The following is a 25758-nucleotide window of genomic DNA, read 5'->3' on the forward strand; positions in this document are numbered from 1 at the left end:
GGCGAGTCCACCTCGCCTCCCCGGGCCACACGGCCGTTCAGCGGAACGTCCTCATCCGCGGGCCCCCGCACCCGGTCAGGCGCATACGCGAACGGATGACGTCACCTCGGCCAGGGTGCGGAAGAGCAGTTCCGTGGACACGGCCCCCGGGTCCAGGTATCCGATGCTGCGATGGCCGAGATAGGACGCCCGCCCCTTGCGCGCCAGCAGCGGAATCGTGGACTCCGCCCCGGCACGCGCCGCCGACGCCGCGGCGGACGTCGCACGCCGCAGGCACCCGGCCTCGTCACAGGAGCCGCGGAAGGCCGTCAGGGCCGGCACGAAGGCGTCCACCATGGTCTTGTCCCCCGGGGCGGCGGCCCCCAGCTTGACGATGACGGCGAGCCCCGCGTCGAGCGCGGCCCCGAGCCGACGGGGATCGGCCCCGGGGGTCGCCAGCTCACCCCCCATCGCCTGGAAGGCGCTGCCGTACAGCACTCCTGAAGCGCCGCCCACCCGGGACAGGAGCAGCGCTCCCGCGCCGCTCAGCACGTCTCCCGCGGAGTCCGGCGCGTCATCCTCCTCGAGCCATCGGCAGACGTCCGACAACCCCCGGCACAGATTCACGCCGTGGTCGCCGTCGCCGATCGCGGAGTCGAGGACGGTGAGGCGACCCTTGTTGTCGTGGGCCGCTCTCGCAAAGGCCCGTAACCAGTCTCGAGCCAGCACGACATCCACTCGGTTTCCCTTCAGCCGTGACAACAGGGAACGTCGCCCCTCGACCACACTGTCAAGCGACATCGCAGGGCGTTCCACGCAAAGAGCTGGAACCGCAGCAAAAATCCGATCGTAGGGCCTCGTGCGGACCGGGACAACGAACGACCGAAGGCTGGACACCCCATATGCCGCTCACTCAAAGGTAGTTGACGACCAAACAATTCCCGGTCGCGGACGACACGCGATCGCACGGGAGGTGACGAAGGGTCAGAAATTCCACAGGGACATGAGCGGAGAAGGTGGCGAAGCGCACACCTAAACAAAACGTTGTTCAGCATTGCTGAATGACATTCCGCGAACTAGGCTCGTGCTCCGTCCAGATCGCACAGCCATATGAAGGACGTACGTATGTCTCTGGAGCGTGAACTCTTCGGCGCCGACCACGCCGACGAAAGAGTACGAGTGCTGGTGGCGGACCACGACCCGATCTCGCGACACGTCCTGACAAGCGTCCTCCGCAGATCCCCGCATCTCGAAGTGGCGGGAAGCGTGAATGAACAACAGCCTCTGACCGAATGGCCGTTAGACCGGATCGACGTGGTGGTCCTGGTCTCCGTGTTTCGCGAGAACGTCGCTCAGCTGGTGCGCCGGCTGGAGTCGCGGAAGGTGCGCGTACTGCTCGTCGGCACCACCTGGAGCAAGGGACGGCTCGACGCGGCCTTCGCGGCCGGCGCCACCGGCTGTCTGGTGAAGGACATCCAGGTCGCCGGATTGTCGGCGGCCATCCGCGCGGTGGCTTCCGGACACACGGTGCTCTCGCCGGAGCTGCGCGTCCTCTACACCCAGCGGGCGCCCGGCCCGTCGAGCGCGCGGACGACCGGATCCGAGCGGCTGTTGCACACGCTGACGTCACGCGAGCGGGAGGTGCTGAAAAGCCTGGCCGACGGCATGTCGACCGCCGAGACGGCGGCCCAGCTGCACGTGTCGCCGGCCACGGTCAAGAGCCACGTCTCGCACGCGCTGACCAAACTCGGTGCCCGCAACCGCCTCGAGGCCGTTCTGCTGTTCCAGAGTTCCTACGGTCTCGACACGGAGACGGTGCCGGGCGGGCATCTGGCGGCCATGGCGAGGTGAGGCCTCCGCCGAGGACCGCACCACTCGGCTGCCGGACGGCCCCACGCCCCCGGAGGGGGCGTGGGGCCGGGGCGGGGACGGGTCTCACGCCCCCCGGTACATCTCCGCCACGAGAAAGGCCAGGTCGAGCGACTGACTGCGATTCAGCCGCGGATCACAGGCCGTCTCGTAGCGCTGGTGGAGGTGGTCGACGCGGACCTCGTCGCCGCCTCCCACGCACTCGGTCACGTCGCTGCCGGTCAGCTCCACGTGGATGCCGCCCGGGTGGGTGCCGAGGCCCTGGTGTACCTCGAAGAACCCCTTGACCTCGTCCAGCACCGCGTCGAAGCTGCGGGTCTTGTGGCCGCTGGACGCCTCGAAGGTGTTGCCGTGCATCGGGTCGCAGATCCAGGCGACCCGGGCACCGCTCGCGGTGACCTTCTCCACCAGGCCGGGCAGCAGATCGCGGACCCTGCCCGCTCCCATCCGGGTGATGAAGCTCAGCCGGCCCGGCTCGCGGTCCGGATCCAGTCTGTCGATCAGCGCCAGCGCCTCGTCCGCCGAGACGCCCGGACCGAGCTTGACCCCGATCGGATTGCGGACCATGGAGGCGAACTCGATGTGCGCGCCGTCCAGTTGACGGGTGCGCTCGCCGATCCAGACCATGTGGGCGGACGTGTCGTAGAGCTGGCCGCTGCGCGAGTCCTTCCGGGTCAGCGCGGCTTCGTAGTCCAGTACGAGTGCCTCGTGGCTGGAGTAGAACTCGACGTTCTCGAACTGCTCGGGGTGGACGCCGCACGCCGTCATGAAGTCCAGCGCACGGTCGATCTCCTGGGCCAGCTTCTCGTAGCGCTCACCACTGGCGGACAGGGCGACGAAGTCCCGGTTCCAGGCGTGCACCTGTTCCAGTGCCGCGTATCCACCGGTGGCGAAGGAGCGCACCAGGTTGAGCGTGGCGGCGGACGCGTGGTACATGCGCCGCAGCCGCTCGGGGTCGGGGGTGCGTGACTCGGGGGTGAAGGCCAGGCCGTTGACCGAGTCGCCGCGGTAGACGGGCAGCGTCACACCGGAGCGGGTCTCGGTGTCCTTGGACCTGGGCTTGGAGTACTGTCCGGCGATCCGGCCCACCTTGACCACCGGTACCGAGGCCGCGTAGGTCAGCACGACGGCCATCTGCAGCAGTGTCTTGAGGGTGTCGCGGATCTGGTCGGCGGAGACGGCGTCGAAGGTCTCCGCGCAGTCACCGCCCTGGAGCAGGAACGCCTCGCCCCTGGCGACGGCGGCCATACGGTCGCGGAGCTGGTCGCACTCGCCGGCGAAGACGAGCGGAACAGCGGTCGACAGGTCCGCGAGGACGGAGTTCAGAGCCTCGGGGTCCGGCCAGACGGGCTGCTGGGCGGCCGGCCTCGTCCGGAACGAATGGACATCGGGTTCGTCTTTTTTCATGGCCGGAATGAGCGGTAGCGCACTACCGCCACTCCCTTCCGTCGAAGTGAGAAGGTGAAGGGGAATGCAGAAGCGCGGTAGGGCCGCCGTCACCACATGAGTACGGAACACGCGGTGAACGGTTCCGGTGGCGTCTCGACGTCTCCCGGACGATTCAAGCAGCGGCCGTCTCCGCCCCGCATCGGCCGTCGGCCGAGTTCTTCTGCACTTAAGGAGGAGGAGCCGGCGTCCCCCTCGGGGCTCCCCCGGCGTCGAGCGCCGCCGCGAGACGCTCGACCGCGCTCGCCAGGGTGTCGAGGGGCGCCGCGAAGGACAGCCGGACGTGCTGTTCGGCGGTGGGGCCGAAGGCGCTTCCCGGCGTGACGACGACCCCGGCGTGCTCGATCAGCCAGGCGGAGAACTCCTGCGCCGATCCGAAGCCGAGTCCGGAGATGTCCGGCAGGACGTAGAAGGCCCCTTCGGGGTCGGCGCAGGACACGCCGGGGATCTTGTTCAGCGCGCCGACGAGGAACCGGCGCCGGGCGTCGTAGCTCGCCACCATCTCGTCGACACAGGCGCGGGACTCCTCGCCGAGCGCCCCGAGCGCCCCGCGCTGGACGAACGAGGAGGCGCAGCCGACGGTGTGCTCCTGCACCTTCACGACCTCCCGCAGCACGGCCGCCGGCCCTGCCACGTAGCCGAGCCGCCACCCGGTCATGGCGTGGCTCTTGGAGAAGCCGTTGACGGTGAGGGTGCGGTCCCGGCAGCCCGGCCGGGCGGCCAGGCTGCGGTGCGTCCGGCCGTCGTACCGGATGTACTCGTAGATCTCGTCCGTGAGCACGACGAGGTCGTGCCGGTCGGCGACCCGCGCGACCGCGTCGGCCTCGGCCGCGGTGAGCATGCGGCCCGTCGGGTTGTTCGGCGTGTTCACCAGGATCGCCCGGGTACGCGGGGTGACCGCCTCCGACAGCTGCTCGGCGGTGATCGTGAAGTGGTCCCGCGGATCGAGCGGGACGTCGACCGCGCGCCCCCCGAGCAGCGTGATCATCGGGGCGTAGCTGACCCACGCGGGCGACGGCACCAGCACCTCGTCACCGGGTCCGATGACACCGGCGAGGGCGATGAACATGCCGTGCTTGGCCGACGGGGTGACGATGACGTCGGTCCCGGGGTCCACGACGATCCCGTTGTCGGCGTGCAGCTTGGCGGCGATCGCCTCGCGCAGCTCCGGGATCCCCCGGCTCGGTGTGTAGTGCGTGAAGCCGCCTTGCAGCGCCTCGACCGCCGGACGGACCACGTGGTCGGGCGTCGCGAAGTCGGGCTCGCCGCCGCTGAGGTTGAGGACGTCGACGCCGCGCGCCTTCTGGCGCTGCACCTCGTCGAGGAGGGCCACGGTCGGAGACCGTCCGATGGACGCCGCGACCGGGGCGGACCGGGTGCTCATGCGGCGGCCCGTCCCGTCTCCGGGAGTGCCTCGTCGACACTGCTGACCACGGCGGTGCGGGCGAGCATGTGCAGTGCGGCCTCCTGCAGCGTCTCGTCTCCGGTGGCCGTCGCGTCCTCGAGCACCTGGACGACGAAGTCGCGGTCGTGCGCCTCGCGGGCGGTCATGAGCACCACCAGGTCGGTGGCGACCCCCGTCAGCAGCAGCGTGTCGATCTTCCGCGCCCTGAGCAGGAACTCGAGGTTCGTGCCGTAGAACGGGCTGACGCGTTGCTTGACCACGATGTCCTCACCGGGCTCGGGTGCCAGCCGCTCGTGGACCTGGGTGCCCCAGCCGCCGAGGGTGAAGCGGTGCTCCGGGTCGGCCGGCCCGAAGAGGGCCGACCCGCCGGGCCAGTCCTCGTAGTGGCTGCTGTAACCGAGCACCACGTAGATGACGGGTATGCTGCGGGCGCGGGCGCGGTCGATCGCGGCCGCGGTGCGGTCGATCACGCCGCGGCGGGCCACCTGCTTGCGGCACACGTGCGCGTAGTGCCCGTCGGGGTGGACCAGCTCGTTGATCATGTCGAGTACGAGCAGTGCTGACCGTGACATCCTTCTCAACCTCCGATCGTCAGGGACTGGGGAACGGTGACTTCGGCGGGGCGCAGCATGTGCGAGGCGACGTCGTCCGCGTCACGCATGAACTCGCTCCACCCTGTGGGCCCGGTCGCGACGACCTGGGTGAAGTAGCGGGAGTACTCGCTGGGAATGCCGAGCACGTACAGGCCGCGTTCCGGCCGGCCGTCCGCGCCGAGCGGATGGAACGGCGACCGGGTCACCGCGACTCCGCCGGTGGGGAACTCCCCGCCGTTGACGAACTCGCTCCACAGCCCGCGGCGCAGCAGCATGCCGGAGAGCCCGGAGGTGTCCGCCCGGACGTCGGGCTCGGGGATCCGGGCGTCGATGAGGGTGTCGACCGCCTCGGACGCTCCCGGTACCTGCGGCGAGACGACGCCGAACCGTCCGGTCACGGCGTCGGTCACGTACGTCGCCCGGGGTCCGACGACCCGGAGGATCCCCGCTTCGATCAGGGCTCGCGTCTCGCGCAGCCGGCTCAGGGGCGGCCCGGCGGCGAGGAAGGCGCTGCGCGGCGCGTACCAGCCGACGAGTCCGTCCCGGTGCGACGCCGGAGTCAGGCCGCCGAAGTCGGTGAGTTCCCGGATGATCCAGCGCAGGCTGCGCAGGATGTCGAGGCCGGCCTTGACCGGGGAGTCGACGTTGCCGCGCTCCGCCTCGCGCACGTCGGCGTCCAGTGCGGCGAGGAGCTCCTTGTCGAACATGGTCCGGTCGGCGAACGTCCGGTCGGCGAACGGGCGGGCGAGGGTGTCGAAGTCGAGGCCGGGCAGGTCGCCGAGGCCGAAGTCCGCGGCACACCGTGCCAGGTCGGAGACGCGGACGCCGCCCCCGGCACGTACCCGCGCGGCGAACTCCTCGGCGGTGGCCGCTCCGGAGCGTTCGCGCAGCACGGTGGTGAAGTGGACGAAGTCGACCTCCGCCATCAGGCGGGGCAGCAGGTGCCGGTGGAAGTCCAGGCGTTCACCGCCCGCCGCGGCACGGACGAGTTCCTCGGTGAAGAAGACCGGCCGGTAGGCGAATCCGGACGGCTTCTGGTTGCGGCCGCGTCCCGGTTGGGGGAAGCCGCTGCGCGAACCGGCGACGAGGAACGGCTCGTCGCCGCTCGGCGTGTAGACGAGGCCGTCGTGCGACTCGGTGAACGTTCCGCCGCGCCCGACCGTGAGGGCGGCCACCACGTCGTAGAAGGTGAGCCCCATCCCGATCACACCGACCTTGGCACGCGGGGCGATGTCGGTCAGCGGCATGTCCGCGGCCGAGCCTCCGGGGACGAACCGCAGGCCGGGGTGGCTCTGTGCGAACCGCTGCAGTTCGAGCAGGTGCCCCGACAGACGTGGCCGCGCGTGGCCGGTGACGATGGCGGCCCGATCGACGTGGAGCTCCCGCCCGTCGTCGAGGGTCAGGCAGTACCCCTCTCCGTCCTTGCGCAGGTCGCTCACGGTGGCGACGACCCGGTGCAGGGTGACGGAGGACGGCAGTGCCCGTTCGATCGTGTCGAGCAGGAAGAGCAGGTAGCGGCCGTAGACGCGGCGCGGGGCGTAGTCGTTGGCGTGCGCGCGCCCCGGTTCGGTCATGTCCCACCACTGGGCGAACGAGGGGCCGGCCCCCGGGCGGGCCGGGCCCGCGTCCGGCGCACCGGAGAACGCGGTGATCTCGCCGGCCACCGTGTTCATCAGGTACCAGTCCGGCTGATCGGTGCGCCAGACCCGGCCGCAGCCGACCTGCACGGTGTCGATGATGTGGATGTCGACGGGTTCGGGGGACTCGGACGCGCGGACGGCGAGCCGTTCCAGGATGCTCATGGCCCGGGGTCCGCCCCCGACGAGGGCGATCGCGGTCATCGTGCCCGCCCCGTGTTTCCGCGGCACATCTCCAGGACCAGGCCCGCCAGCCGGGCGCCGCGGTCGCCGAGACGGTCGGCGTACCTCCGGACGATCCACCGCTCGCGGTCCGAGGCGAGCCGGTCACCGCCCTCGCGCATGCGGGTCCGCTGGACCTGCAGGGAGAGCGCCAGTCGCTGCTCCAGGAGCGAGATGATCCTCTCGTCGAGGACGTCGATCTCGGTTCGCCAGTTCGCGATGGCCTCCGTTCCCGCGTTCGTGCTCATGTGCCGACCACCGCCAGGACGTCGACCTCGATCAGCAGCTCTCCCGGCAGGTGCACCCATACCGTCGTGCGGGCCGGCCGGACTTCGCCGAACACCTCGTCGAAGATCTCGTTCATGACCGCGAAGTCCTCTTCACGGGCCAGGTAGATCCTGACCATCAGGACGTCGGAGACGTCGGCGCCGGCGGTCTCGAGCAGTTCCTGGAGGTACGTGAAGACCGCCCGGGCCTGCTCGCGGATGCCCGGAGCCGGCCCTTCGAGCCGACCGGGGAGGAAGGGGACCTGGCCCGAGACCGCGAGCAGGGGGCCTCGGCGGACGACCGGTGAGTACCGTGCCGCCGGCGCCGGAGCGCCGGGCGCGGAGAACGTCTGGCTGAGCATGAACACCTTTTCCGGAGAAGATACGGGGGGGAGGCACGCCGGGTGTCGGGCCGGGCGAGGGGCCGGATCGCGCCGGTGAACCGGCCGGGGCCTTCGGTACCGGCCTCGGCGGTCAGAGGGCGGGTTGGTCAGAGGGCGGGTTGCTTCGACTCGTACGCTTCGATCGCGGGGAGGTGGGCCAGCGTCTCGGCGATCCGGTCCCCCGGCTCCAGCAGGCGCCGTCGCAACGGCTCGTCGATGCGGAACGGGCTCTCCACCGCACCGCAGTTGAGCCGCAGCGTCGTCAGGTCGACCGTGACGGCCAGCCACGGGTCGGCCTCGATCTCCGCCCACAGCCGTTCGATCACCTCGTGGTCGACCTCGGCCGTCCACAGTCCCCGGGTCGTGGCGTTGCCCCGGAAGATGTCGCCGAACCGGGCGGCGACGACCACCTGGAAGCCCGCGCTCTGCAGTGCCCAGACGGCCGACTCGCGCGATGATCCGGTACCGAAGTCGCGGCCCGCCACGAGGACCGTCGCCCCCTGGTACTGCGGCTGGTTGAGGACGAAGCCGGGGTCGCTCCGCCAGTCCGCGAGCAGGATGTTCGTGAAGCCGTCCGGCCGGTAGTACGGGACGAACCGGGCCGGCGCGAGCTGGTCGGTGTCGACGTCGTCGCGCCGCAGCGGAACCGCGGTCCCGGTGCGGGTCACGGGCTCGCTCACAGGTCCTCCGGTGTCGTGAAGCGGCCGGTGACCGCGGTGGCGGCCGCGACCCGGGGCGAGACGAGGTGGGTCCTGGACTGCTTCCCCTGGCGCCCTTCGAAGTTGCGGTTGCTGGTGGAGGCGGCGCGCTCGCCCGGTGCCAGCCGGTCCTCGTTCAGCGCGCAGCACATCGAGCAGCCGGCGCCGGCGCGGAAGTCCGCGCCGGCCGAGTCGAACACCTTGTCCAGGCCCTCGGCCACGGCCTGGCGGCGTACGGCCGCGGAACCCGGCACGATCAGCATGCGCACGCCCTCGGCGACGCGACGCCCGTCGAGGACGGACGCGGCCTCGCGGAGGTCCTCGATCCGGCCGTTGGTGCACGAGCCGAGGAAGACGGTGCTCACCTCGAGGTCCCGTACCGCCTGGCCCGGGCGCAGGCCCATGTACTCCATGGACCGCTCGGCCGAGGCCCAGTCCTCGCCGGCGGCGAAGTCCGCCCGGGACGGGACCCGTCCGTCGATGAGCAGGTTCTGCGCGGGGTTGGTTCCCCAGGAGACCCTGGGGCCGACGTCGGCGGCGTCGATGTGGACGACGTCGTCGAACCGGGCGTCGTCGTCGCTGCGCATCTCACGCCACCGGGCCTCGACGGCGGAGAACTCCTCGCCGTCGTCCAGGGCCACCCGTGAGCGCAGGTAGTCGACCGTCACGTCGTCGGCCGCCACCAGGCCGGCCCGGGAGCCGGCCTCGATGCTCATGTTGCAGAGCGTCATCCGGCCTTCCATGGACAGTCGGCGGACGGCCTCACCTCGGTACTCGATGACGCTGCCCTGTCCTCCCCCGGTGCCGATCCGGGCGATCAGCTCCAGCGCGAGGTCCTTGGCCGTGGCCCCGTCCGGCAGCACGCCGGAGACCTCGACGGCGAGGTCCTTCGGCCGGTGTACGGGAAGGGTCTGGGTGGCGAGCACGTGCTCGACCTGGCCGGTGCCGATGCCGAACGCGAGCACGCCCAGGGCGCCGAGCGTCGAGGTGTGCGAGTCGCAGCAGACGATCGTCATGCCGGGCCGCGCGAGGCCCAGTTCGGGGACGATGACGTGCACGATCCCCTGATCGGCGTCGCCCAGCCGGTGCAGCCGGATGTCGAACTCGGCGCAGTTGGCCCGGATCAGCTCGCGCTGCCGCCGTCCGGCCAGGTCCTCGAGGGCGCCGTCCCTGGTCGGAGTGTTGTGGTCCTCGACCGCGAGTGTCAGGTCGGGACGCCGGACGGTCCTGCCCGACGCCCTCAGGTCGTCGAAGGCCCGGGGCGTGTTGACCTCGTGCAGGACGTGCAGGTCCACGTAGAGCAGATCGGCGCCGTCGTCGAGGGGCCGTACGACATGGTGGGACCAGATCTTCTCGGCCAGTGTCCTTCCCATGTCAGGCCGCCACGGGTTCGACGGCACGGGCGAGGCCGAACACGGACCAGAGCATGTCGATGGGCCGGGTTCCCGAGATGAACGTCAGCCCGTACCGCTCGGCCGAGGGCTGGGTGGTGAGGGCCGCGTCCACCCGGCCCGAACGGGCCGCGAGCGCGGCCGCGCTGGTCGACTCCGCCCGCACGATCTCCTTGACGCTCAGTTCCACGGGCAGCAGCTGCTCGATCAGGGGGATCGGCGCCGGGTGGCTCGCGATCCGGACCGGTCCGGTCAAAGTGGTGCCGGCCGGTACCGCGATGCCGTACTGAGGGGTCTGGTAGTGGTACGCACCGACCAGACTGAGCGTCGTGTCCATGTAGAACTCGGAGACCTTGGCGTAGGCGTTGGCCACCACCAGCAGATCGGCGGTGCCCTGGACGACCGCCCTCGACGCCATCTCGTAGCTGTGGAACAGCTCGGGAGTCTGCTCGACGGCCATGCCCGGAAGCCGCTTGATGAGGTGCTTGGCCGCCAGCTCGCTGCTGGTGCCGGCCGGGCCGAGCGTGGCCACCTTCCATCCCTTGGCCGTGGTGGGCAGAGATATGTCCAGGAATCCCTGGACCATTGTGTGCTGCACTGCTTTTCCTTCCCCCTGTACCTCTGCGGACCGGTGGTCCGGAGTCATGCGGAACGGACGGGCGTGAGCCACGAGGCGTAGGCGGGGCGCCGGCCCCGGACCACCTCGTCGTAGACGTGACGGAGCTGCGAGGTCACGGCACCCGCCCGGCCCGTGCCGACCTCGCGGTGGTCGATCGATGTCACCGGACAGATCTCGACGCCCGTGCCGGTGGTGAACACTTCCTGTGCTGCTGTCAGTTCCTCCACGGACACCGGCCGTTCCTCGACCGTCGTCCCGAACTCGCGCTCGAGCAGCTCGATGGCGGTCGCCCGGGTGATGCCGGGCAGGATGTCGGCGGTCACCGGCGGTGTGGCGACGGTCCCGTCCCGGCCGACGACGAAGACGTTGGACGTGCTCGCCTCGGTGAGGTTGCCGTCGAGGCCGAGCATCAGCGCGTCGTCGCACCCGTCGGCGTGGGCCTCCTCGACGGCCAGGGCGTTGTTCGCGTAGGTGCCCGTGATCTTCGCCCCGGACGGGACGCTCACCGACGGCACCCGGCGGACCCTGCTCACCTTGCAGCGCAGGCCTTCGCTCGGCACGTAGGAACCCATCCGCACCGTGGTGACGGTGAACTGCCCGGACACTCCGCTCAGCCGGACGCCGAAGGGCGTGCCGGGTTCGAGCGCGAGCTTGTAGGCGAGAGGGCGGATGTAGGTGTCGCCGCCGCTGCCGTTGCGCCGCAGCAGGTCCAGCACGATGTCGGCCAGCCCCGCCACGTCGCCGGGGAGCCGGATCCGCAGGGTCGCGGCGGAGCGCTCCAGGCGTTCCAGGTGGTCCCGGAGCCGGAAGACCGCCGGTCCCGCCGTGCCCTCCTGGGCGTAGGCGCGAATGCCCTCGAAGACACCGGTGCCGTAGTGCAGGGCCTGCGTGCTCAGGGGCAGGCTGACGGCGCCGGCCTCGACGAAGGCGCCGTTGTGGTACGCGTACGGGGGCGCCGCCACCGCGGTCGTGGCCATCACGCGTTACGTCCCGTGGCGATCGCCAGCGCGGCCAGGCGCTCGGGCTCGGGCTCACTGCCCCGCCGGTCGTGGATCCGCGCGGCCTTCCAGCTCACCATGGCACCGGTGCTGGTGATGGCGTCCATGGAGCCGAGCACGACCTCGCAGCGGACACCGAAGGCTTCGGCGACGGCCCGCCGGAGCACCTCGCGGTCGAGGCGCAGCCCCGCCTCCCGGTCCGTCGGCTCGAGGTTGACCGTGACGAGGTCCTGTCCGTCCACCTCGTCGATGACCAGGAAGTAGTCGATGACGCCACGGATGTGGGTGAACAGCGTCTGCTCCAGGTCGAAGGCGGTCACCCGCCGCCCGCCCAGGTGCAGCGCGTCCCTGACCCTGCCGATCGGCTGCAGCACCTCGTGGACCGAACCGGCCCGCGCGGAGAGCCGGACCATGTCACCGGTGCGGTACCGCACCAGCGGCTTGGAGCCCTGGTACAGATGCGTGACGACGAGCTCGCCCTCCCGCGTCCCGTCGACCGCCTCGACCGGCCGCCCCGTGTCGGGGTCGACCACCTCGAGGTAGTTGTTCAGCGGCACCGTGTGCAGCCGGCCGTCCGCGTGGCAGGCGGCCATGATCGACGCCTCCTGCGAGGCGTACATGCAGTTGTAGACCCTGGCCGACCACAGCGCGCCCAGGTTCTCGAGCATGGCCGGCGAGGTCAGCTCGCCGAGGGTGAGGATGAGTCGGACCCCCAGGCGGGAGTGGAGGTCGACGCCGGCGGCGCGGGCCGCCTTGGCCAGCGAGATGGCCATGCCGGGGGTGCAGACGAGCGCGGTCACACCGAGCTGTTCGAGCAGGGCCAGCGCACGGGGGAATCCGACGACCGGCGAGTGCGGCCACATCTTGACCACGGTGTGGCCGAGGTTGCGCAGGACGTCGCCGAAGGTGTCGCCGGTCGAGTGGAGTTCGGTCGGCCCCATCACCGCGACCACGTGGTGCTCGCCGTGCTGCGCGAAGACGTCCTCGTAGGCGAGCGTCAGGGCGGTGTTGTTGACGATGGAGTCGTGCTCGTCACGAGGGCACGGGGTGGCGCGGCCGGTCGTTCCGGTGGTCTCGTAGTAGACCCAGGCCTTGTCGAGCGGCTGCGACATGACGTCGAACAGCTCCGCGCGCAGGTCGTCCTTGGTCGTGAACGGCACCGCGGCGAGTTCCTGCGGGCTGATCGGCCCGGACGGGGCGACGGTGACATCGCGCAGCCGGTCGCGGTAGAACGCCGAGTTGGCCCGGACGTAACGGATGGTCTCCGCGACGCGCTCCATCTGCAGCGCGTGCAGGTCGTCCGTCGGCCGGCCTTCCTTGTGGAGCTGTCGCTGCTCCGTGAGCGCGCCGCGGGCGAAGGCCTCGAGTTCCGGCCTGAAGAGGGTGAACACCGCTGTCCTTTCGGTATGTCGTGGCTGAGTTCTGCGGGTGTCAGCGCATCGGCGGGAGGCCGCCGGCGATCCTGCCGGCCGGCTTCCGGGCCGTGAGGCCGGTGCTCATCGGGCCGGCGCGCCGAGCAGGGCGTCCTCGGTGTCGTCGAGGTCGACCACCACCCATGTACTCAGCTCGGTCCAGGCGCGGACCCCCCGCCGGTGGTCGGGATGGGCCTGGTACCGCTCCAGCGCTTCCCGGTCCTCGAACAGGCCGATCACGGTGAAGTCGTAGGCGGCTTCACGGGCCGTGGTGTTGCGCCCGACCGTCCAGGACACGATGTCGGGGATGTGCTCCGGGTGGCCGCGTGAGATGCGCTCGGCCTCGACGGCCCGGGGATCCGCCCAGGTGATGCCCGGCAGGAACCGGAAGCAGACGATGTGGCTGATCATTCCCTGCTCCCCGGTCAGCTCGGCACGGGAGCGAGATCGGCCGCCAGGCGCTCCCGCAGGACGGAGATGTCCTCGCAGTCGCTCTCGACCCGCTCGGCGATGTACTCGCGGTAGATCTCGTTCAACTTGAACTCGTCGACCCGCAGGTTCATGTCGTCGAGCAGGTGGCGCAGCACGGCCCGGCCGGAGTGCCTGCTGATCAGCAGCGTGCGCTCCCTGCCGAAGCGGGCCGGCTCGACGTACTCGTAGGTCGCCGGGTTGCGGAGCATGCCCGCCTGGTGGATTCCCGCCGCCGTACCGAACGCGTACCGGCCGAAGATGGCCTTGTTCCGCGGCTCTTCGAGGCGGATGACCTCGCGGAGGCGGTTGTAGACGGCGTAGATGCCGGCGAGGTCGACCTCGGCGTACAGGCCCAGTTGTTCGCCCTTGTAGGCGAGCAGGGCGCAGACCTCCTCCATGGCGGTGTTGCCAGCCCGTTCACCGATGCCGCCGACCGTGACCTGGACGTCGTCCGCACCGGCCTGGAGGCCGGCGATCGCGTTGGCGGTCGCGAGGCCGAAGTCGTTGTGGCAGTGCACCCCGATGCGCACCGGTGCCGGCGCCCATTCCCGGATCCTGGCGATGAGGTCGCCGAACTCCTCGGGGGAGGCGCAGCCGGAGGTGTCCGCGATCGGGATGTAGCGGGCTCCGGCCTCCACCGCACGCTCGGTGAGCTGCTGCAGGTAGCCGAAGTCGCCGCGCGTGGCGTCCTCGATCCCCACCGCCACGGTCTCCACCCCGAGGGACGTGGCGAACCGCGCGGCGTCGACGGCGTCGTCGATCGCCTGCTGCCGGGTGATGCCGAGCTTGTGCTCGAGGTGGATGTCGCTGCCGGTGCCCATGATCTGCAGGACGTGGTTGCGGCTGCCGGCGGCCTGGACCGCCGTCTCGATGTCGTCCCTGCGCGCCCTGGACAAGGTCGCCACCTGGGCCCGGCTGAGTGCCGCGGAGACCGCCTGGGTGGCATCGAAGTCGTTGGACGACGAGGCCGGGAAGCCGGCCTCGATGACGTCCACGTCCAGCGCTTCGAGCCGTAGGGCCAGATCGAGCTTGTCCTGGGCGGACATGGCGTTTCCGGGAGCCTGCTCGCCGTCGCGCAGCGTCGTGTCGAATATCCCTATGCGTCGTGCGGCTTGCCTGTTCGTCATTGGATTCCTTGGGTGGAGGAGGGGTGTGGCGCGTCTCTCCGCGGAAGCACCGCAATCCGCGGACACGGCTGTCGCGGGCGCGGGTCCCGCGTGGTCCTCAACGCTTCGAACCGGTCACTGGGCCGGCCGTACCGGCTGCTCCCACACCACGAGTCCGACAGCGCCCTTCGGACTGCGCGGGGTGTGCACGCTGTCGGGGGGCATCACAAGGAGGCTGCCCGCGGGATAAACTCCGTCGTCGGTCTCGAGCTCGCCTTCGACGATCCAGATGATCTCGTATCCAGGGTGCCGGTGCGGCTGGGCTTTTCCACTCGGCATATAGCGGACGATGGCCGCCGCGGGGCCGTTCTCACCGGTTTCCGCCGTCGAGTAGAGCGAATGGATCTCCGCACCGATCCGGCCGTCCCGTATCAACGGCTCGAACTTGTAGTCCACCGGTCCGAACGATTTCCCGGGAATTCCGGTGTACAGCTGCGGAAGCGCGCTCGTGTCAGCCTGATCAGACATATGTATTCGTATTCCTTTTTCGCTCGTCTTGTGGGGAACGGGATCAGTCGCCGACCTTGCCCGGCACCCCGTCGATCCAGGCGTCGCCGTGCGCGTCCGCAGCGGCCTGGTCCGCGAAGGCGTAGGTCTTGAGCAGCCAGCGGCCGAGCGCGCGCCGGGCGTCGCTGATCTCGATCTGCTCGCGGTTGTGCAGGCCGTGCTGGTTGGCGAACGTGAGCACGTCGCCCTCCTGCATGCGGTGCCGCTCCTTGGGCACCCGGGTCAGCGCGTTCTTCAGCGCCAGCAGGGCGTCCTTGGCCTCGACCGGCGCGTCGGGCGCGGTCGTGGTGTGCGTGTCGAGGTAGCGCAGCGAGGAGACCCCGCTCAGGATGGCGTGCGCCGGCGCGCTCTCGAGCTCGTTGTTCGCGTCCCGGGAGACAACGTCGAACGGGGTGACGAAGTGGGGTTCACGCAGCACCTGCTGGATGTCCGGCGACAGCTCGGCGATGAGCCGGCGGCCGGGGACGAAGCCGGTGTAGACCAGGTCCTCGGTCGGGCAGCGCATGCCCAGCAGGGTGATGTAGTCGGCTCGGACGGGGTGGGCGGTGCGGTCGTTGTGGAACACCACCTCGCCGCCGTTGTAGCCGGTCTGCTGCCCCAGGTACTTGTTGATGGCGATGACGTCGATGAAGAAGTCACCCCCGAAACGGTTCGCGTAGGACAGCAGCGGCGTCCTGGTGATCTGGGCCAGCAGCTCCAGGAACCCCTCGCCGATGAACGTGGTCTTTCGGCTCTTCTTCTCGGCGGAGGGATCTTCGTTGCCGATGTCGGGCAGGTCCTCGTCCACCGGGCAGTTACGCAGGACGTGAGCTTCCGCGAGGCCCTGGGAACGCTCGACTCGCATCCTCTCGGCGGCCTCGAGCAGCCGGGCGGGAACTCCCCCGTCGGCCACGACCTTGGAAATGAGCTCGCTGAACGCCGGATAGTCCTTGTACGGACTCGCCTCGACGCTCGCGAGCTTCTCGACGAGCTGAGCACGCTCACCGTCCGTCAGAACCAGTATCGCTTCCAAAACCCGACCCCCACATTCTTTCGATTCGGTACGAGTATTCAAGCGATGCTCCTCGCCCCCCGCATCGGCTGACGGTTGAGTTTCGACTCAACCTAAAGAGGAGGCGTGAAGCCAAGGAGGAGTCGCGGAGGAGAGGGAACGCCGGGATGCCCCGTACCGGTTTTTTTCCTGCCACCTGGAGGCGGACGGCCGGATCCGGTCCGTCCGGACCGATTATCGGCGGACTCACTCATTCCGGTAGCGGAGACCGCCTCACCGTCACGCTTCCGCCCCGGCGCGGTTACCCAGGAGCACGCATTGAGCCAGGTCCGGGATCGACGGACCGCAGGAGACAGGTGACGGACATGCGAACTGAGGCTGCCCAGCGGGTCGAGCTGGTCTTCTCCCTCTTCGACGCCAACGGAAACGGAGTTATCGAATCCGATGACTTCGACCTCATGACGGGTCGTGTGCTGGAGGCGGCGGTCGCGTCGGGCGACGGTGCCAAGGAGGCCATCCGGGCCGCGTTCCGCCGCTACTGGACGACGCTGGTCACGGAACTGGACACCGACGGCGACGGCGTGATCACCCTCGACGAGTTCCGTCCGTTCGTGCTCGACCCCGAGCGCTTCGGCCCCACGGTCACCGAGTTCGCCGAGGCGCTCGCCGCACTCGGCGACCCCGACGGGGACGGCCTGATCGAGCGTCCGCTCTTCGTGTCGCTGATGACGGCGATCGGCTTCGAGGAGGCGAACATCCACGCGCTCTTCGACGCCTTCGGTCCTGACGCCGAGGACCGCATCACCGTGGCCACGTGGGCCGCCGGCATCGAGGACTACTACGCGCCGGACAAGGCCGGGATCCCGGGCGACCGGCTGGTGTCCGTCCGGGCCGTCTGACACGGTCCGGACGCGAGCGTCCCGTGGCGGCTCGGGCCGTCACGGGACGCCGTCGATCAGTACGGAACCCGGCTCACCCCCACGTGCGCGGGCGGCACCGCCGTGATGTGACGGCAGTGCCGGGCCCCGTGCGGACGTCGTCGTGAGCGGACGTCATCACCGGGGCTTGTGCGCGAACACCCACCGGTTCCCCTCCAGCGCGTCGTTCGGCTCGGGGAGGGGGCCACGTCCCCGCAGGCGGGTGAAGTCGAAGGGCGTGTGCGTCGAAGTGGACCAGCCCCTGGCCGTCAGGGCGCCCGCGGAGTCGGGGCGTGGCCCCTTGTCGAAGAGGTCGAGCAGATCGATGCCGAGCTGCTCTCGTGTCGCCGTGTAGATCGGGCTGTCGCGGTACGCCAGCAGGTCCTTCTCCAGCTTGGCCTCGAAGGCCAGGGCGCCGCCCCCGGTGGTCAGCCGGTCCACCGTGTCGACGAGGTGCGTCTCGGCGGGGCCCGGCAGGTAGAAGAGCAGTCCCTCGGCCAGCCAGACGCTCGGGGCGGCCGGGTCGAACCCGGCGGAGGTCAGCGCGGTGACCCAGTCGGCGCGCAGGTCGACCGGTACCGGGACCCGCTTCGCCTTCGGGGCGGCCGAGAGCTCCGTGAGCACCCGCCGCTTGAAGGCCAGCACGCCCGCCCTGTCGAGCTCGAAGACGACGCAGTCGGACGGCAGTTCCAGCCGGAAGGCGCGGGTGTCCAGCCCCGCTCCCAGCAGGATCACCTGGCGGGCGCCCGTACCGACCGACTGGAGGAGGAAGTCGTCGAGGACCCTCGTCCGCAAACCGAAGTAGCGGGCGAACCTCCCCCACAGCGGGTCGTCGTCCCCGTCCGGAACCTGCTCGATGCGCACCGGCCAGTCCGCGCAGGCCCGGGCCGCGCGCACGAAGTGCTCCGCGTAGGTGTCCTGGGCCAGGCTGTCGTGGCGGTGGGTCTCGATCGCCCGTGCCGCGGCGACCAGGAGGGCGGTCAGGCCCACGCCTCCGTCCACGCCGTCCACGCCTTCCACGGCGGCGGGAACGAGGGGTGCGGCAGGCCCGTCGGTCGGACGGGAGGAGTCCTCGGTGGTGAACGTTTCGCTCATCGGTCTCTTCTTTCCGGCAGCAGGACGGGTTTGACCACGCGGCCGGCGTCGCAGTCGCGTTCGGCCTCGTTGATGTCGGCCAGCGGGTAGGTGCGGATCAGCTCGTCGAAGGGGAAGCGGCCGGCCTGCCACAGGCCGATCAGCCGGGGTATCAGCAGTCCGGGCACGGCGTCCCCTTCACAGATGTGCCGGATGCCGCGGCCCCGGTCGAGCGTGCCCGGTTCGAGCGGCACCGCGGTGTGGAGGCGTGCCACGAGGCCGAGGGTGCCGGTGGGACGCAGTCCGCGGAGCGCTTCGTCGATGAGCGGGGCCGAGGCCGTGGTGTCCAGGGCGTACTGCGCGCCGCCGTCGGTCAGCCGGCGGATGCGCTCGGCCGGTCCGGCCGGCCCGGCCGTCGCGGCGGGCAGCGGGACCGCGCCGAACCGTTCGGCCAGGGCCAGTCGCCCGGGGTGCCGGTCGACGGCCACGGTCCGTACGCCGGCGGCGGTGGCGGCCATCACCGCGGCCAGGCCCACCGCTCCCGCGCCGAGTACGACGAGGGTGTCGCCGGGACCGGCACGGAAGGTGTTCAGTACGGCTCCGGCGCCGGTGAGGAAGCCGCAGCCGAGCGGTCCGAGCAGTTCGAGCGGCAGGGCGGGGTCGACCCGGACGGCGTTGCGGACCGGGACGAGCGCGTACGCGGCGAAGGAGGACTGGCCGAACCACCGGGGAGCCAGCGCTCCCCCGGCGGCGTCGGTGAACCGTGGCACGCCCTCCTTGCGTCCTCCGAAGAGGTTGAGGGCGGCGAAGGAGTCGCAGTAGGCGGGGGCCGCGCCGCGGCAGTTCCGGCAGTGTCCGCAGGAGTCGAAGCTCAGCACGACGTGGTCGCCGACGCCGATCGCGCTGTCCGGGCCGTCGCCCGACGCCACCACGACTCCGGCCCCCTCGTGGCCGAGGACCGCCGGCAGCGGGGTGCGGCCGGCCGACCGCCGGACCGCGAGATCGGTCCGGCACATTCCGCAACCCGCGATCTCGACGAGGATCTCACCGGCGGCCGGGCCGGTGCTCAGGGCCACCTCCTCCACCGCGAACGGGTCCTCGTACGAGCGCAGCACGGCGGCTCGGAACCTCATCGTCCTTCCTCCCGCGGGCGGTCGTCCCCCTGCGGGCGGTGCACGACGAACGGCCGGAGGTTGCCGTAGAGGCCCCAGGGGCCGCCCGCGACACCGACCCCGCTGTCCTTGGCGCCCGCGAAGGGCTGGGCGAGGGAGAGTTCGGCGTGGTGGTTGATCCAGGCCGTACCGCATTCGAGCCGGTCGGCCACCGCCTCGGCCCGGTCGAGATCGGTGCCCCACACGGAGCCGCCGAGGCCGAAGCCGGTGCCGTTGGCCGCGTCGACGGCCTCGTCGAGGTTCCGGTACGGCAGCACCGGCAGGACCGGGCCGAACTGTTCCCCGGTCACCACCTGGCTGTCGGGTGGGACGTCGGTGAGGATCGTGGGAGCGAAGAAGTGGCCCGGCCCGTCGAGCCGGTGGCCGCCGGCCGCCGCCCGGGCGCCGGCCGCCAGGGCCTGCCGCGTGACCCGCTCGACCCGGGTCAGCTGGGGTGCGTTGTTGACCGGCCCGAGCCGGGTGTCCGGGTCGAGCCCGGGTCCGACGGCGACGGTCCTCGCGCGGTGGGCGAGGGCCTCGACGACCTGGGCGTGGAGCCGGGCCGGTGCGTAGACGCGTTTGACCGCCATGCAGACCTGCCCGCAGTTGCGGAACGCGGCCCAGAACAGCCGGTCCGCGATCCGGTCCACGTCGACGTCGTCCAGGAGGACGGCCGCGTCGTTGCCGCCCAGCTCCAGGGTGACCCGGGCGAGCGAGGCCGCCGCCGCTCCGGCGACGGCCCGCCCGGTGGGCACCGAACCGGTGAAGGTGACGTGGCGGATGCCCGGGTGCGAGGCGAGGCGGGCGCCGAGGGGTTCCCGGCCGGTGACGACGGTCAGGACGTCCTCGGGCAGGGCCTTGGTGAGGACGGAGCCGAGCAGTCGGGTGGCGAGCGGGGTGTACGGGGACGGTTTGAGGACCATGGTGTTGCCCGCCGCGAGCGCGGGCGCGAACTTCGCCGCCGCGAGCTGGAGGGGAAAGTTCCACGGGACGATCGCGGCGACGGGTCCGAGGGGGCGCCAGCGGATCTCGCTGTGCACGGGCCGCCCGTCGTCGATCCGGCGGGTGCGGGGGGCCAGGTCGGCGAAGTAGCGCAGGCGGGCCGCCGTACGGGCGACCTCCGCGTACGACTCGGCCAGGGGCTTGCCCTGTTCCCGGGTGAGCAACCGGGCCAGGTCGTCGCCTGCCGCCTCCACGGCGTCGGCCGAGCCGCGCAACGCGGCGGTGCGGGCGGCGGGGTCGGCGCGCCAGCCGCCCCAGGCCCGCCGGGCGCGGGCGACCACGTCGTCCAACTCCTCCGGCTGCTGGTCGGGTGCCTCGTCGAAGGTCTCCCCGGTGGCCGGGTCGACGACGGCGAGGCGTGCGGCACGACGCCCGGGGACACGGCCGGCTTCCGGTGTCGGCATCCCGGTGGTCAGTTCACGGCCGGGGCGCCGACGGCGTGCTCCCGTGCCTGCCGGTCCATCTCCGCCCGGAAGGCGGCGACCAGGTGCGGCTGGATCCTTCCGGCATTGCGGTCACCGCCCGCGCAGACCGCTCCCCGCACGCCCACGATGTCCGTGCCGATGCGGGTCAGGGGACCGAGGTCGACCTGCTTGACGCTGCCCGCGAGGGCGGCGAGCAGACCGGACGCGTGGGCGCGGCGGACGAACTCGGCGCAGGCGTCCGGTGGCACGTGGTCGAAGAGCCGCGACCCGTCCTTGATCGCGGTGTCCAGCATGGCCGCGTCGGCACCGGCGCGGGCGGCGATGTCGGGCAGGGCGAGCGGATTGACGCAGCCGACGCGGTGGGCGTCGGCGTAGCCCGAGGCGACGACGAGCGCGTCGGGGCGGTGGTCCTTCACCGCCCGGACGACCGCCCGCATGACCTCGACGCCCTGCTCGGGAGTCGTGCATCCGTACAGACCCACCTTGATGTACGTGGCACCGGAGACGACCGCGCCGAGCGCGGCCTGCGCCACCGTGCCGGGCTTGTACGGCACGTCGCCCACGGTGGCGGACACCGGCTTGTCCGCCGGCACCGCGTCGCGGATCTCCCGGATGACCCACGGGAAGTTGGCGCCGAGAGAGCCCTCGTCGGGCTTCTTGACGTCGACGATGTCGAGGTGTTCCGCCGCCTTCGCGCAGTCGAGGGCTTCCTCGACGCCGTCCGGGGAGATGAGAAGCAACACCGTGAACTCCTTCCGCCGCGGGCCCGCCCGGCCGAGGGACGAGGGACGAGGGACCGCGGATCACCTGGTTCATGTGTGGTGCGCTCATCATTTCCACCCCCCGTACGCACCGCCAGGGCGCGCGGAGCTCCCCAGGAGCGCGTGTACGCACGTGTACGACACCGCGTGCACCGGCGTGGACCGGGGGCCCGCCGATCCGCCCCGGACCCGGCCGGCCGCCCCCCTCGGTGCGCCCCTGCGCACTTGCGTGCTCCGGCCCCGGTCGCCGACCGGGAGCCGGCACCGTCAGCCGGTCACCCGCTCGGCGAGCAGGTCCCGGGCGAGGAGGCCCGGGACCAGGCATCCGGCGGTGTCCCCGAGGGCCGCCGGCCTCTTCGCCCTCGCGGCGGTCGCCGTCCCGGCGGGCGAGGTGAACGGGCTGCCGTTCGGCGTCATGCTGATCGGCCCGGCCTTCACCGACGAACGGTTCGCACGCGTCGCGGGCCTGCTCACCGCCCCGCCCCTGCACCTCGCGGTGGTCGGCGCGCACCTGGCCGGACAGCCGCTGAGCGCACAACTGCTCGCCCTCGGCGGCCGATTCGTACGCACCACGACGACGTCGCCCGCCTACCGGCTGTACGCCCTGGACACGACACCTCCCAAACCCGGTCTGGTCCGCACCCGCGAGGGCGGCGCCGCCATCGAGGCCGAGGTGTGTCGGCTGCCCGCCGAGGGGCTCGGCGCGCTCCTCGCGGCGCTCCCCCGTCCGATGGCCCTCGGCGCCGTGGAACTCGCGGACGGCAGTCCGGTGACCGGTTTCCTCTGCGCACCCGAGGCCCTCGACGGGGCCCGCGAGATCACCTCGTACGGCGGCTGGCGCGCCGCTCTCCCCGCTCTCGCCCGGGGCGAGGACACGGGGCCGCGGTCCTCGCGGTGACACCGACAGGCGTACGTCCGGGGGCGCCGCACGGATGTTCCGTGCGGCGCCCCCGTCACGTGGTGCGTCGGGGCGGTCGACGCCGCCGACCTGCGGATTTGCCCTGATCATCACGTCGTATCCTTCCGTCGGGTCGGAGAGAGTGGGAGGGGTTGTGTCCGGAGAGAAGTCGTTCGGGGTCGTTCTGCGCCGTTTGCGGCAGCAGGGCCGTTTGACGATGGAGGAGTTGGCCGAGGCGTCGGGCGTGAGCGTCCGGGCCATCGGCGACATGGAGCGGGGGCGCAGTCGGGTTCCGCAGCGGCGCACGGTGGTGGCGCTCGCGGAGGGGCTGGGGCTCGCGGACGCGGAGCGGGAGGCGCTGTTGGCCGCGGGGCGGGCGGCGCGTCCGATACGCACGGTGGCGGTGGCGGGGACGGCTGTGCCGCCGCGATCGGTGGGGGATTTCACCGGCCGGGGACCGGAGTTGGCGTTCCTGCGGGAGGCGGCGGAGCGGGCCCGCATCGATGTGGGAGCGTCGGTGTCGGTCGTCTCGGGTCCTCCGGGGTGCGGCAAGACGACGCTGGTGCTGAAGGCGGCGGCGGATCTGGCGGAGGACTTCCCCGACGGGTGCTTCGTGGTGGACCTGCACGGCGTGGAAGGGCCCGTCGACACGGGCGAGGCGCTGCTGAAGCTGCTGAAGGCCCTGGGTGTGTCGGACCGCCGACTGGCGCAGGAGGACGCGCGGGGCCGTGCGGGGCTGCTGCGGGCGCTGCTTGGCGAGCGCCGGTGCCTCGTGGTCCTGGACAACGCGCGGGACGAGGAACAGGTGCGTGCGCTGCTGCCCACGGGTGGGCGGAGTCTGGTACTGGTCACCAGCCGGCGCCCGTTGACCGGACTGGAGGCCGTCGACCGCCTGACCTTGTCGGAGATGGCGCGGGACGAGGCGGTCGAGCTGCTGCGCAGGATCCTGGGCGAGGGGCGGGCCGACGCGGAAGCGGAGTCGGTCGCGCGGGTGGCGGAGCTGTGCGGGCGTCTGCCGCTGGCTCTGCGGGTGGCGGGCAACTGGCTGACCGTGCGGTCGGGGTGGAGCGTCGACCACCTGGTCCGCCGCTTGACCGACGAGGAGCGGCGGCTGGGCGCGCTCGTCGCCGGCGACGTGCGGGTGGAGGCGGCGTTCGAGCTGTCCTACCGGCAACTGACCCACCAGGCCGCCCGGATGCTGCGCCTGCTGAGCATGGTCCCGGGGCCGGACATGACCGCCGCCTACGGCGCCGCTCTGACCGCGACCGGCGTCTTCGAGGCCGAGGACGTGATGGAGGAGCTGGTGGAGGCCGGCCTGCTGCAGGCCGGCTTCACAGGCCGCTACCAACTGCACGACCTGCTCAGGCTCTTCGCCCGCGCCCGGCTGTCCCGCGAGGAGGAACCCGCCGAACGCGAGGCGGCCGAGGACCGGCTGCGGACCTGGCTCCTCGAGACGGCTGTGGTCGCCGGCCGCTGGTACAAGCCCAAGCACGGCGCACCACCGTCCTCCTGGCAGGGCCTGGTCCCGCTGGGGAGCGCCGAGGAGGCCCGCGCCTGGCTCCAGAGCGAAGGCCCCGCCTGGCTCGCCGCGCTGCGCGGCGCCGCCCACAGGGGTGAGCACACCCAGGTCGTGGAGACCGCCTACGCCATGGAGTGGTTCTGCGACCTGTGGGTCCACTGGGGGCACTGGCCCGAGGTGTTCCGCCTGGCCGGCGAGTCCGCCACCGCACTTGGCGACCCGTACATGCAGGCTTTCCACTTCAACATGCACTCCTGGGCGCTCTCCTGCGAATCCCGGTACCGGGAGGCCGTCGAGCGGGCCCACGAGGCGCTGGAATGCGCCCGCCGCGCCCAGAGCTCCTCCCAGCAGGCCTCGGCACTCGCGCAGGCGGCATGGGCCCAGACGGAGCTCGGCGAGGTGCGGCAAGCCGCCGACACGTCGCTCGCCTCCATAGCCCTCTACGAAGAGACCGACGACCGCGAGGGCTGGCTGGGTGCCATGTTCACCTACGGATCCTCCCTGCGCCTGCTCGGCCGCGCCGAGGAATCCGTGATCCAGCACCAGCGCATCATCACCTTCCTCGACGCGCCCGACTGTCCGGTGAGCGGCCACCTCGCCGGCATCTACCGGGCCAACACGACCCGCGCGCTCGGTCGCGGCTACGCCGGCCTGCGGCGATGGCGCGAAGCCGCCGACCATTACCGCGATGCGGTGGCCCAGTCCAGCCGCATCGGCATTCCCCACATAGAGGGCAGCACGCTGCTGCATCTGGGAGAGGCGCTGATCGAACTGGGAGAAGCGGAGGAAGCCCGTTCCTGCCTCCGTCAGGCCCTCGCCTTCGGCGAGGCGGTCGACAACAAGGACCTGAAGACCGCCCAGCGGCTCCTGGACACGCTCCTCTCCGCCGAGCGGGCCGACCCGTAACCGGGGCCGAGCGCTCACCCCCGGTGCCGGTGCAGGGCGACGTGCACGGTGTCGAGGGCCTGGACGAGGGCGGCGCGGGCGGCGTCCGTCTCGCGCAGCGGATCGAGCACCATGAAGCCGTGGATCGTCCCGTGGTAGCGCACGGAGACCACCGGGACGCCGGCCGCCCGGAGCTTCGTCGCGTACGCCTCGCCCTCGTCGCGCACCACATCGGCCTCGCCGGTGACCACAAGCGCCGGAGGGAGTCCGGCGAGCTGGTCGAGGGACGCCCGCAGCGGTGACGCGGTGGCCCGGCTTCTCTGCCGTACGTCGGGCAGGTACTGGTCCCAGAACCAGCGCATGGTCTCGCGCCCGAGGAAGTAGCCCTGGGCGAACTCCTCGTACGAAGGGGTGTCGCAGCCGGCGTCGGTGACCGGACAGAGCAGCACCTGCTGGAGCAGTCGCACCCCTCCGCGCTCCTTGGCGAGCAGGGTCAGTGCCGCCACCAGGTTGCCGCCCGCCGACGCGCCCACGGCAGCCATCCGGCTGCCGTCCAGGCCGATCTCGCCGCCGCGCTCGCGGATCCACTCGGCGACCGCGTAGCACTGCTCGACTGCGACCGGATACCGCGCCTCGGGGGCGCGCTCGTACTCGACGAAGACCACGGCCGCGTCCGTGCCGAGGGCGAACGCCCGCACCAGGCGCTCATGAGTGCCCGCGTCGCCCAGGACCCAGCCAAGACCGTGCAGGAACAGCACGACGGGGATCTCGCCGACGCTGTCCACGGGCCTGACCACCTGCACCCGTACGTGGCCGGTCGGCCCGCCGGGCAGGGCGAACCACTCCGTGGAGACGGCTTCGTCGTCGAGGGGATCGGGGGTGTCGGTCCCCTGGAGACGGGCGAGGTCCAGCCGGGCCTGTTCCAGGTCCTGGTCGTGCGCCGAGGGCGGGCAGGTGTGCCGGGCCACGAACATCCCGGTGGAGTGGTCCAGGACCGGGGGCCGAGCAGGCGAAGGGACGAAGTCGGTCACGCTGTCTCCTGCCGAGAGGTCCTGAAACGAAAGGGTGATCCG

At 71.4% G+C, this 25758-nt stretch carries 24 protein-coding genes and 1 pseudogene; 4 read left to right on the plus strand and 21 right to left on the minus strand.

The genetic code is table 11. The features are described 5' to 3' along the window. Positions 1 to 75 precede the first annotated feature (75 nt). The gene (gene dhaL / locus ACFWUY_RS17880) at positions 76 to 708 is read right to left on the minus strand and encodes a dihydroxyacetone kinase subunit DhaL (protein WP_384108486.1); all 633 of its coding nucleotides are present in this window, start codon (positions 706 to 708) and stop codon (positions 76 to 78) included. Positions 709 to 1104: 396 nt separating this feature from the next. Here dhaL and ACFWUY_RS17885 point away from each other — a divergent pair, with 396 nt between their 5' ends. Beyond that, complete coding sequence (locus tag ACFWUY_RS17885; RefSeq protein WP_384108488.1) at positions 1105 to 1830, plus strand: LuxR C-terminal-related transcriptional regulator; 726 nt, start codon at positions 1105 to 1107, stop codon at positions 1828 to 1830. An 84-nt stretch (positions 1831 to 1914) separates the two neighbouring features. On the opposite strand, the gene ACFWUY_RS17890 is transcribed toward ACFWUY_RS17885, so the two are convergent. From ACFWUY_RS17890 to ACFWUY_RS17960, 15 genes are all read right to left on the minus strand, one after another. Then, complete coding sequence (locus ACFWUY_RS17890; protein ID WP_384108490.1) at positions 1915 to 3255, minus strand: class II 3-deoxy-7-phosphoheptulonate synthase; 1341 nt, start codon at positions 3253 to 3255, stop codon at positions 1915 to 1917. Positions 3256 to 3463: 208 nt separating this feature from the next. Next, on the minus strand, positions 3464 to 4678 hold the full coding sequence (locus ACFWUY_RS17895) for a pyridoxal phosphate-dependent aminotransferase (RefSeq protein WP_384108492.1): 1215 nt from the start codon (positions 4676 to 4678) through the stop codon (positions 3464 to 3466). Beyond that, positions 4675 to 5271, minus strand: coding sequence for a cysteine hydrolase family protein (locus ACFWUY_RS17900; RefSeq protein WP_384108494.1), 597 nt, complete (start codon positions 5269 to 5271; stop codon positions 4675 to 4677). The genes ACFWUY_RS17895 and ACFWUY_RS17900 overlap by 4 nt, the downstream gene beginning before the upstream one ends. A 5-nt stretch (positions 5272 to 5276) precedes the next feature. Beyond that, complete coding sequence (locus ACFWUY_RS17905; RefSeq protein ID WP_384108496.1) at positions 5277 to 7133, minus strand: FAD/NAD(P)-binding protein; 1857 nt, start codon at positions 7131 to 7133, stop codon at positions 5277 to 5279. Then, positions 7130 to 7399: a chorismate mutase gene (locus ACFWUY_RS17910; protein WP_384108498.1), complete on the minus strand. Its 270-nt coding sequence runs from the start codon at positions 7397 to 7399 to the stop codon at positions 7130 to 7132. Before ACFWUY_RS17910 ends, ACFWUY_RS17905 begins: the two co-directional genes overlap by 4 nt. After that, positions 7396 to 7779 (minus strand): RidA family protein, encoded by a 384-nt coding sequence (locus ACFWUY_RS17915; protein ID WP_384108500.1) that lies wholly within the window; start codon positions 7777 to 7779, stop codon positions 7396 to 7398. The genes ACFWUY_RS17910 and ACFWUY_RS17915 overlap by 4 nt, the downstream gene beginning before the upstream one ends. Before the next feature lie 128 nt (positions 7780 to 7907). Then, entirely contained in the window at positions 7908 to 8480 is a 573-nt protein-coding gene (gene leuD / locus ACFWUY_RS17920; RefSeq protein WP_384108502.1) for a 3-isopropylmalate dehydratase small subunit, read from the minus strand. Continuing rightward, the gene (leuC, locus tag ACFWUY_RS17925) at positions 8477 to 9871 is read right to left on the minus strand and encodes a 3-isopropylmalate dehydratase large subunit (protein WP_384108504.1); all 1395 of its coding nucleotides are present in this window, start codon (positions 9869 to 9871) and stop codon (positions 8477 to 8479) included. The genes leuD and leuC overlap by 4 nt, the downstream gene beginning before the upstream one ends. A 1-nt stretch (position 9872) precedes the next feature. Then, positions 9873 to 10487, minus strand: coding sequence for a prephenate dehydratase domain-containing protein (locus ACFWUY_RS17930; protein WP_384108506.1), 615 nt, complete (start codon positions 10485 to 10487; stop codon positions 9873 to 9875). 44 nt (positions 10488 to 10531) lie between these two features. After that, on the minus strand, positions 10532 to 11485 hold the full coding sequence (locus ACFWUY_RS17935; protein WP_384108508.1) for a branched-chain amino acid transaminase: 954 nt from the start codon (positions 11483 to 11485) through the stop codon (positions 10532 to 10534). After that, positions 11485 to 12897, minus strand: coding sequence for a phenylacetate--CoA ligase family protein (locus ACFWUY_RS17940; RefSeq protein WP_384108510.1), 1413 nt, complete (start codon positions 12895 to 12897; stop codon positions 11485 to 11487). The genes ACFWUY_RS17935 and ACFWUY_RS17940 overlap by 1 nt, the downstream gene beginning before the upstream one ends. Positions 12898 to 13002: 105 nt before the next feature. Continuing rightward, a complete protein-coding gene (locus ACFWUY_RS17945) occupies positions 13003 to 13329 on the minus strand; it encodes a Dabb family protein (RefSeq protein WP_384108512.1) in 327 nt (108 codons plus the stop codon). A gap of 14 nt (positions 13330 to 13343) precedes the next feature. Beyond that, on the minus strand, positions 13344 to 14516 hold the full coding sequence (locus ACFWUY_RS17950; RefSeq protein WP_384108514.1) for a LeuA family protein: 1173 nt from the start codon (positions 14514 to 14516) through the stop codon (positions 13344 to 13346). Positions 14517 to 14630: 114 nt separating this feature from the next. After that, complete coding sequence (locus ACFWUY_RS17955) at positions 14631 to 15023, minus strand: cupin domain-containing protein (protein WP_384108516.1); 393 nt, start codon at positions 15021 to 15023, stop codon at positions 14631 to 14633. A 43-nt stretch (positions 15024 to 15066) separates the two neighbouring features. Then, a complete protein-coding gene (locus ACFWUY_RS17960; RefSeq protein WP_384108518.1) occupies positions 15067 to 16074 on the minus strand; it encodes a TauD/TfdA family dioxygenase in 1008 nt (335 codons plus the stop codon). Positions 16075 to 16418: 344 nt separating this feature from the next. On the opposite strand from ACFWUY_RS17960, the gene ACFWUY_RS17965 reads away from it, so the two are divergent. After that, positions 16419 to 16952, plus strand: a complete 534-nt coding sequence (locus ACFWUY_RS17965; RefSeq protein WP_384108520.1) for an EF-hand domain-containing protein — start codon at positions 16419 to 16421, stop codon at positions 16950 to 16952. A 156-nt stretch (positions 16953 to 17108) separates the two neighbouring features. Here ACFWUY_RS17965 and ACFWUY_RS17970 read toward each other — a convergent pair whose 3' ends face one another. The 4 genes from ACFWUY_RS17970 to ACFWUY_RS17985 form a co-directional block, all read right to left on the minus strand. Next, positions 17109 to 17981 (minus strand): class I SAM-dependent methyltransferase, encoded by an 873-nt coding sequence (locus ACFWUY_RS17970; RefSeq protein WP_384108838.1) that lies wholly within the window; start codon positions 17979 to 17981, stop codon positions 17109 to 17111. An 80-nt stretch (positions 17982 to 18061) separates the two neighbouring features. Further along, a complete protein-coding gene (locus ACFWUY_RS17975; RefSeq protein ID WP_384108522.1) occupies positions 18062 to 19177 on the minus strand; it encodes an NAD(P)-dependent alcohol dehydrogenase in 1116 nt (371 codons plus the stop codon). Next, positions 19174 to 20601: an aldehyde dehydrogenase family protein gene (locus ACFWUY_RS17980; protein WP_384108524.1), complete on the minus strand. Its 1428-nt coding sequence runs from the start codon at positions 20599 to 20601 to the stop codon at positions 19174 to 19176. The genes ACFWUY_RS17975 and ACFWUY_RS17980 overlap by 4 nt, the downstream gene beginning before the upstream one ends. A gap of 8 nt (positions 20602 to 20609) precedes the next feature. Beyond that, positions 20610 to 21365 carry a (5-formylfuran-3-yl)methyl phosphate synthase gene (locus ACFWUY_RS17985; protein WP_384108526.1) on the minus strand — a complete coding sequence of 252 codons (756 nt, stop codon included), beginning with the start codon at positions 21363 to 21365 and terminating at the stop codon, positions 20610 to 20612. Between the two features lie 361 nt (positions 21366 to 21726). On the opposite strand from ACFWUY_RS17985, the pseudogene ACFWUY_RS17990 reads away from it, so the two are divergent. Together ACFWUY_RS17990 and ACFWUY_RS17995 are read left to right on the plus strand one after the other, a co-directional pair. Then, positions 21727 to 22281, plus strand: a pseudogene (locus tag ACFWUY_RS17990) (allophanate hydrolase); the annotation flags it as partial. 154 nt (positions 22282 to 22435) lie between these two features. Continuing rightward, positions 22436 to 24706, plus strand: coding sequence for a helix-turn-helix domain-containing protein (locus ACFWUY_RS17995; RefSeq protein ID WP_384108528.1), 2271 nt, complete (start codon positions 22436 to 22438; stop codon positions 24704 to 24706). A gap of 14 nt (positions 24707 to 24720) precedes the next feature. On the opposite strand, the gene ACFWUY_RS18000 is transcribed toward ACFWUY_RS17995, so the two are convergent. Next, on the minus strand, positions 24721 to 25716 hold the full coding sequence (locus ACFWUY_RS18000) for an alpha/beta hydrolase (RefSeq protein WP_384108530.1): 996 nt from the start codon (positions 25714 to 25716) through the stop codon (positions 24721 to 24723). Positions 25717 to 25758 lie beyond the last annotated feature (42 nt).

Origin of the sequence: Streptomyces sp. NPDC058664 (genome assembly GCF_042716635.1) — a bacterium.
In the GTDB taxonomy this organism is placed as follows: Bacteria; Actinomycetota; Actinomycetes; order Streptomycetales; family Streptomycetaceae; genus Streptomyces.

Excerpts from the sequence above, each read along its gene's own strand:
- ACFWUY_RS17955 (WP_384108516.1), bottom strand. The coding sequence starts at position 15,023 with ATGTCTGATCAGGCTGACACGAGCGCGCTTCCGCAGCTGTACACCGGA.
- ACFWUY_RS17910 (WP_384108498.1), bottom strand. The coding sequence starts at position 7,399 with ATGAGCACGAACGCGGGAACGGAGGCCATCGCGAACTGGCGAACCGAG.
- ACFWUY_RS17890 (WP_384108490.1), bottom strand. The coding sequence starts at position 3,255 with ATGAAAAAAGACGAACCCGATGTCCATTCGTTCCGGACGAGGCCGGCC.
- ACFWUY_RS17980 (WP_384108524.1), bottom strand. The coding sequence starts at position 20,601 with ATGCCGACACCGGAAGCCGGCCGTGTCCCCGGGCGTCGTGCCGCACGC.
- leuC (WP_384108504.1), bottom strand. The coding sequence starts at position 9,871 with ATGGGAAGGACACTGGCCGAGAAGATCTGGTCCCACCATGTCGTACGG.
- ACFWUY_RS17915 (WP_384108500.1), bottom strand. The coding sequence starts at position 7,779 with ATGCTCAGCCAGACGTTCTCCGCGCCCGGCGCTCCGGCGCCGGCGGCA.
- ACFWUY_RS17975 (WP_384108522.1), bottom strand. The coding sequence starts at position 19,177 with ATGAGGTTCCGAGCCGCCGTGCTGCGCTCGTACGAGGACCCGTTCGCG.
- ACFWUY_RS17935 (WP_384108508.1), bottom strand. The coding sequence starts at position 11,485 with ATGGCCACGACCGCGGTGGCGGCGCCCCCGTACGCGTACCACAACGGC.
- ACFWUY_RS17965 (WP_384108520.1), top strand. The coding sequence starts at position 16,419 with ATGCGAACTGAGGCTGCCCAGCGGGTCGAGCTGGTCTTCTCCCTCTTC.
- ACFWUY_RS17900 (WP_384108494.1), bottom strand. The coding sequence starts at position 5,271 with ATGTCACGGTCAGCACTGCTCGTACTCGACATGATCAACGAGCTGGTC.
- ACFWUY_RS17895 (WP_384108492.1), bottom strand. The coding sequence starts at position 4,678 with ATGAGCACCCGGTCCGCCCCGGTCGCGGCGTCCATCGGACGGTCTCCG.
- ACFWUY_RS17945 (WP_384108512.1), bottom strand. The coding sequence starts at position 13,329 with ATGATCAGCCACATCGTCTGCTTCCGGTTCCTGCCGGGCATCACCTGG.
- ACFWUY_RS17905 (WP_384108496.1), bottom strand. The coding sequence starts at position 7,133 with ATGACCGCGATCGCCCTCGTCGGGGGCGGACCCCGGGCCATGAGCATC.
- ACFWUY_RS17885 (WP_384108488.1), top strand. The coding sequence starts at position 1,105 with ATGTCTCTGGAGCGTGAACTCTTCGGCGCCGACCACGCCGACGAAAGA.
- ACFWUY_RS17950 (WP_384108514.1), bottom strand. The coding sequence starts at position 14,516 with ATGACGAACAGGCAAGCCGCACGACGCATAGGGATATTCGACACGACG.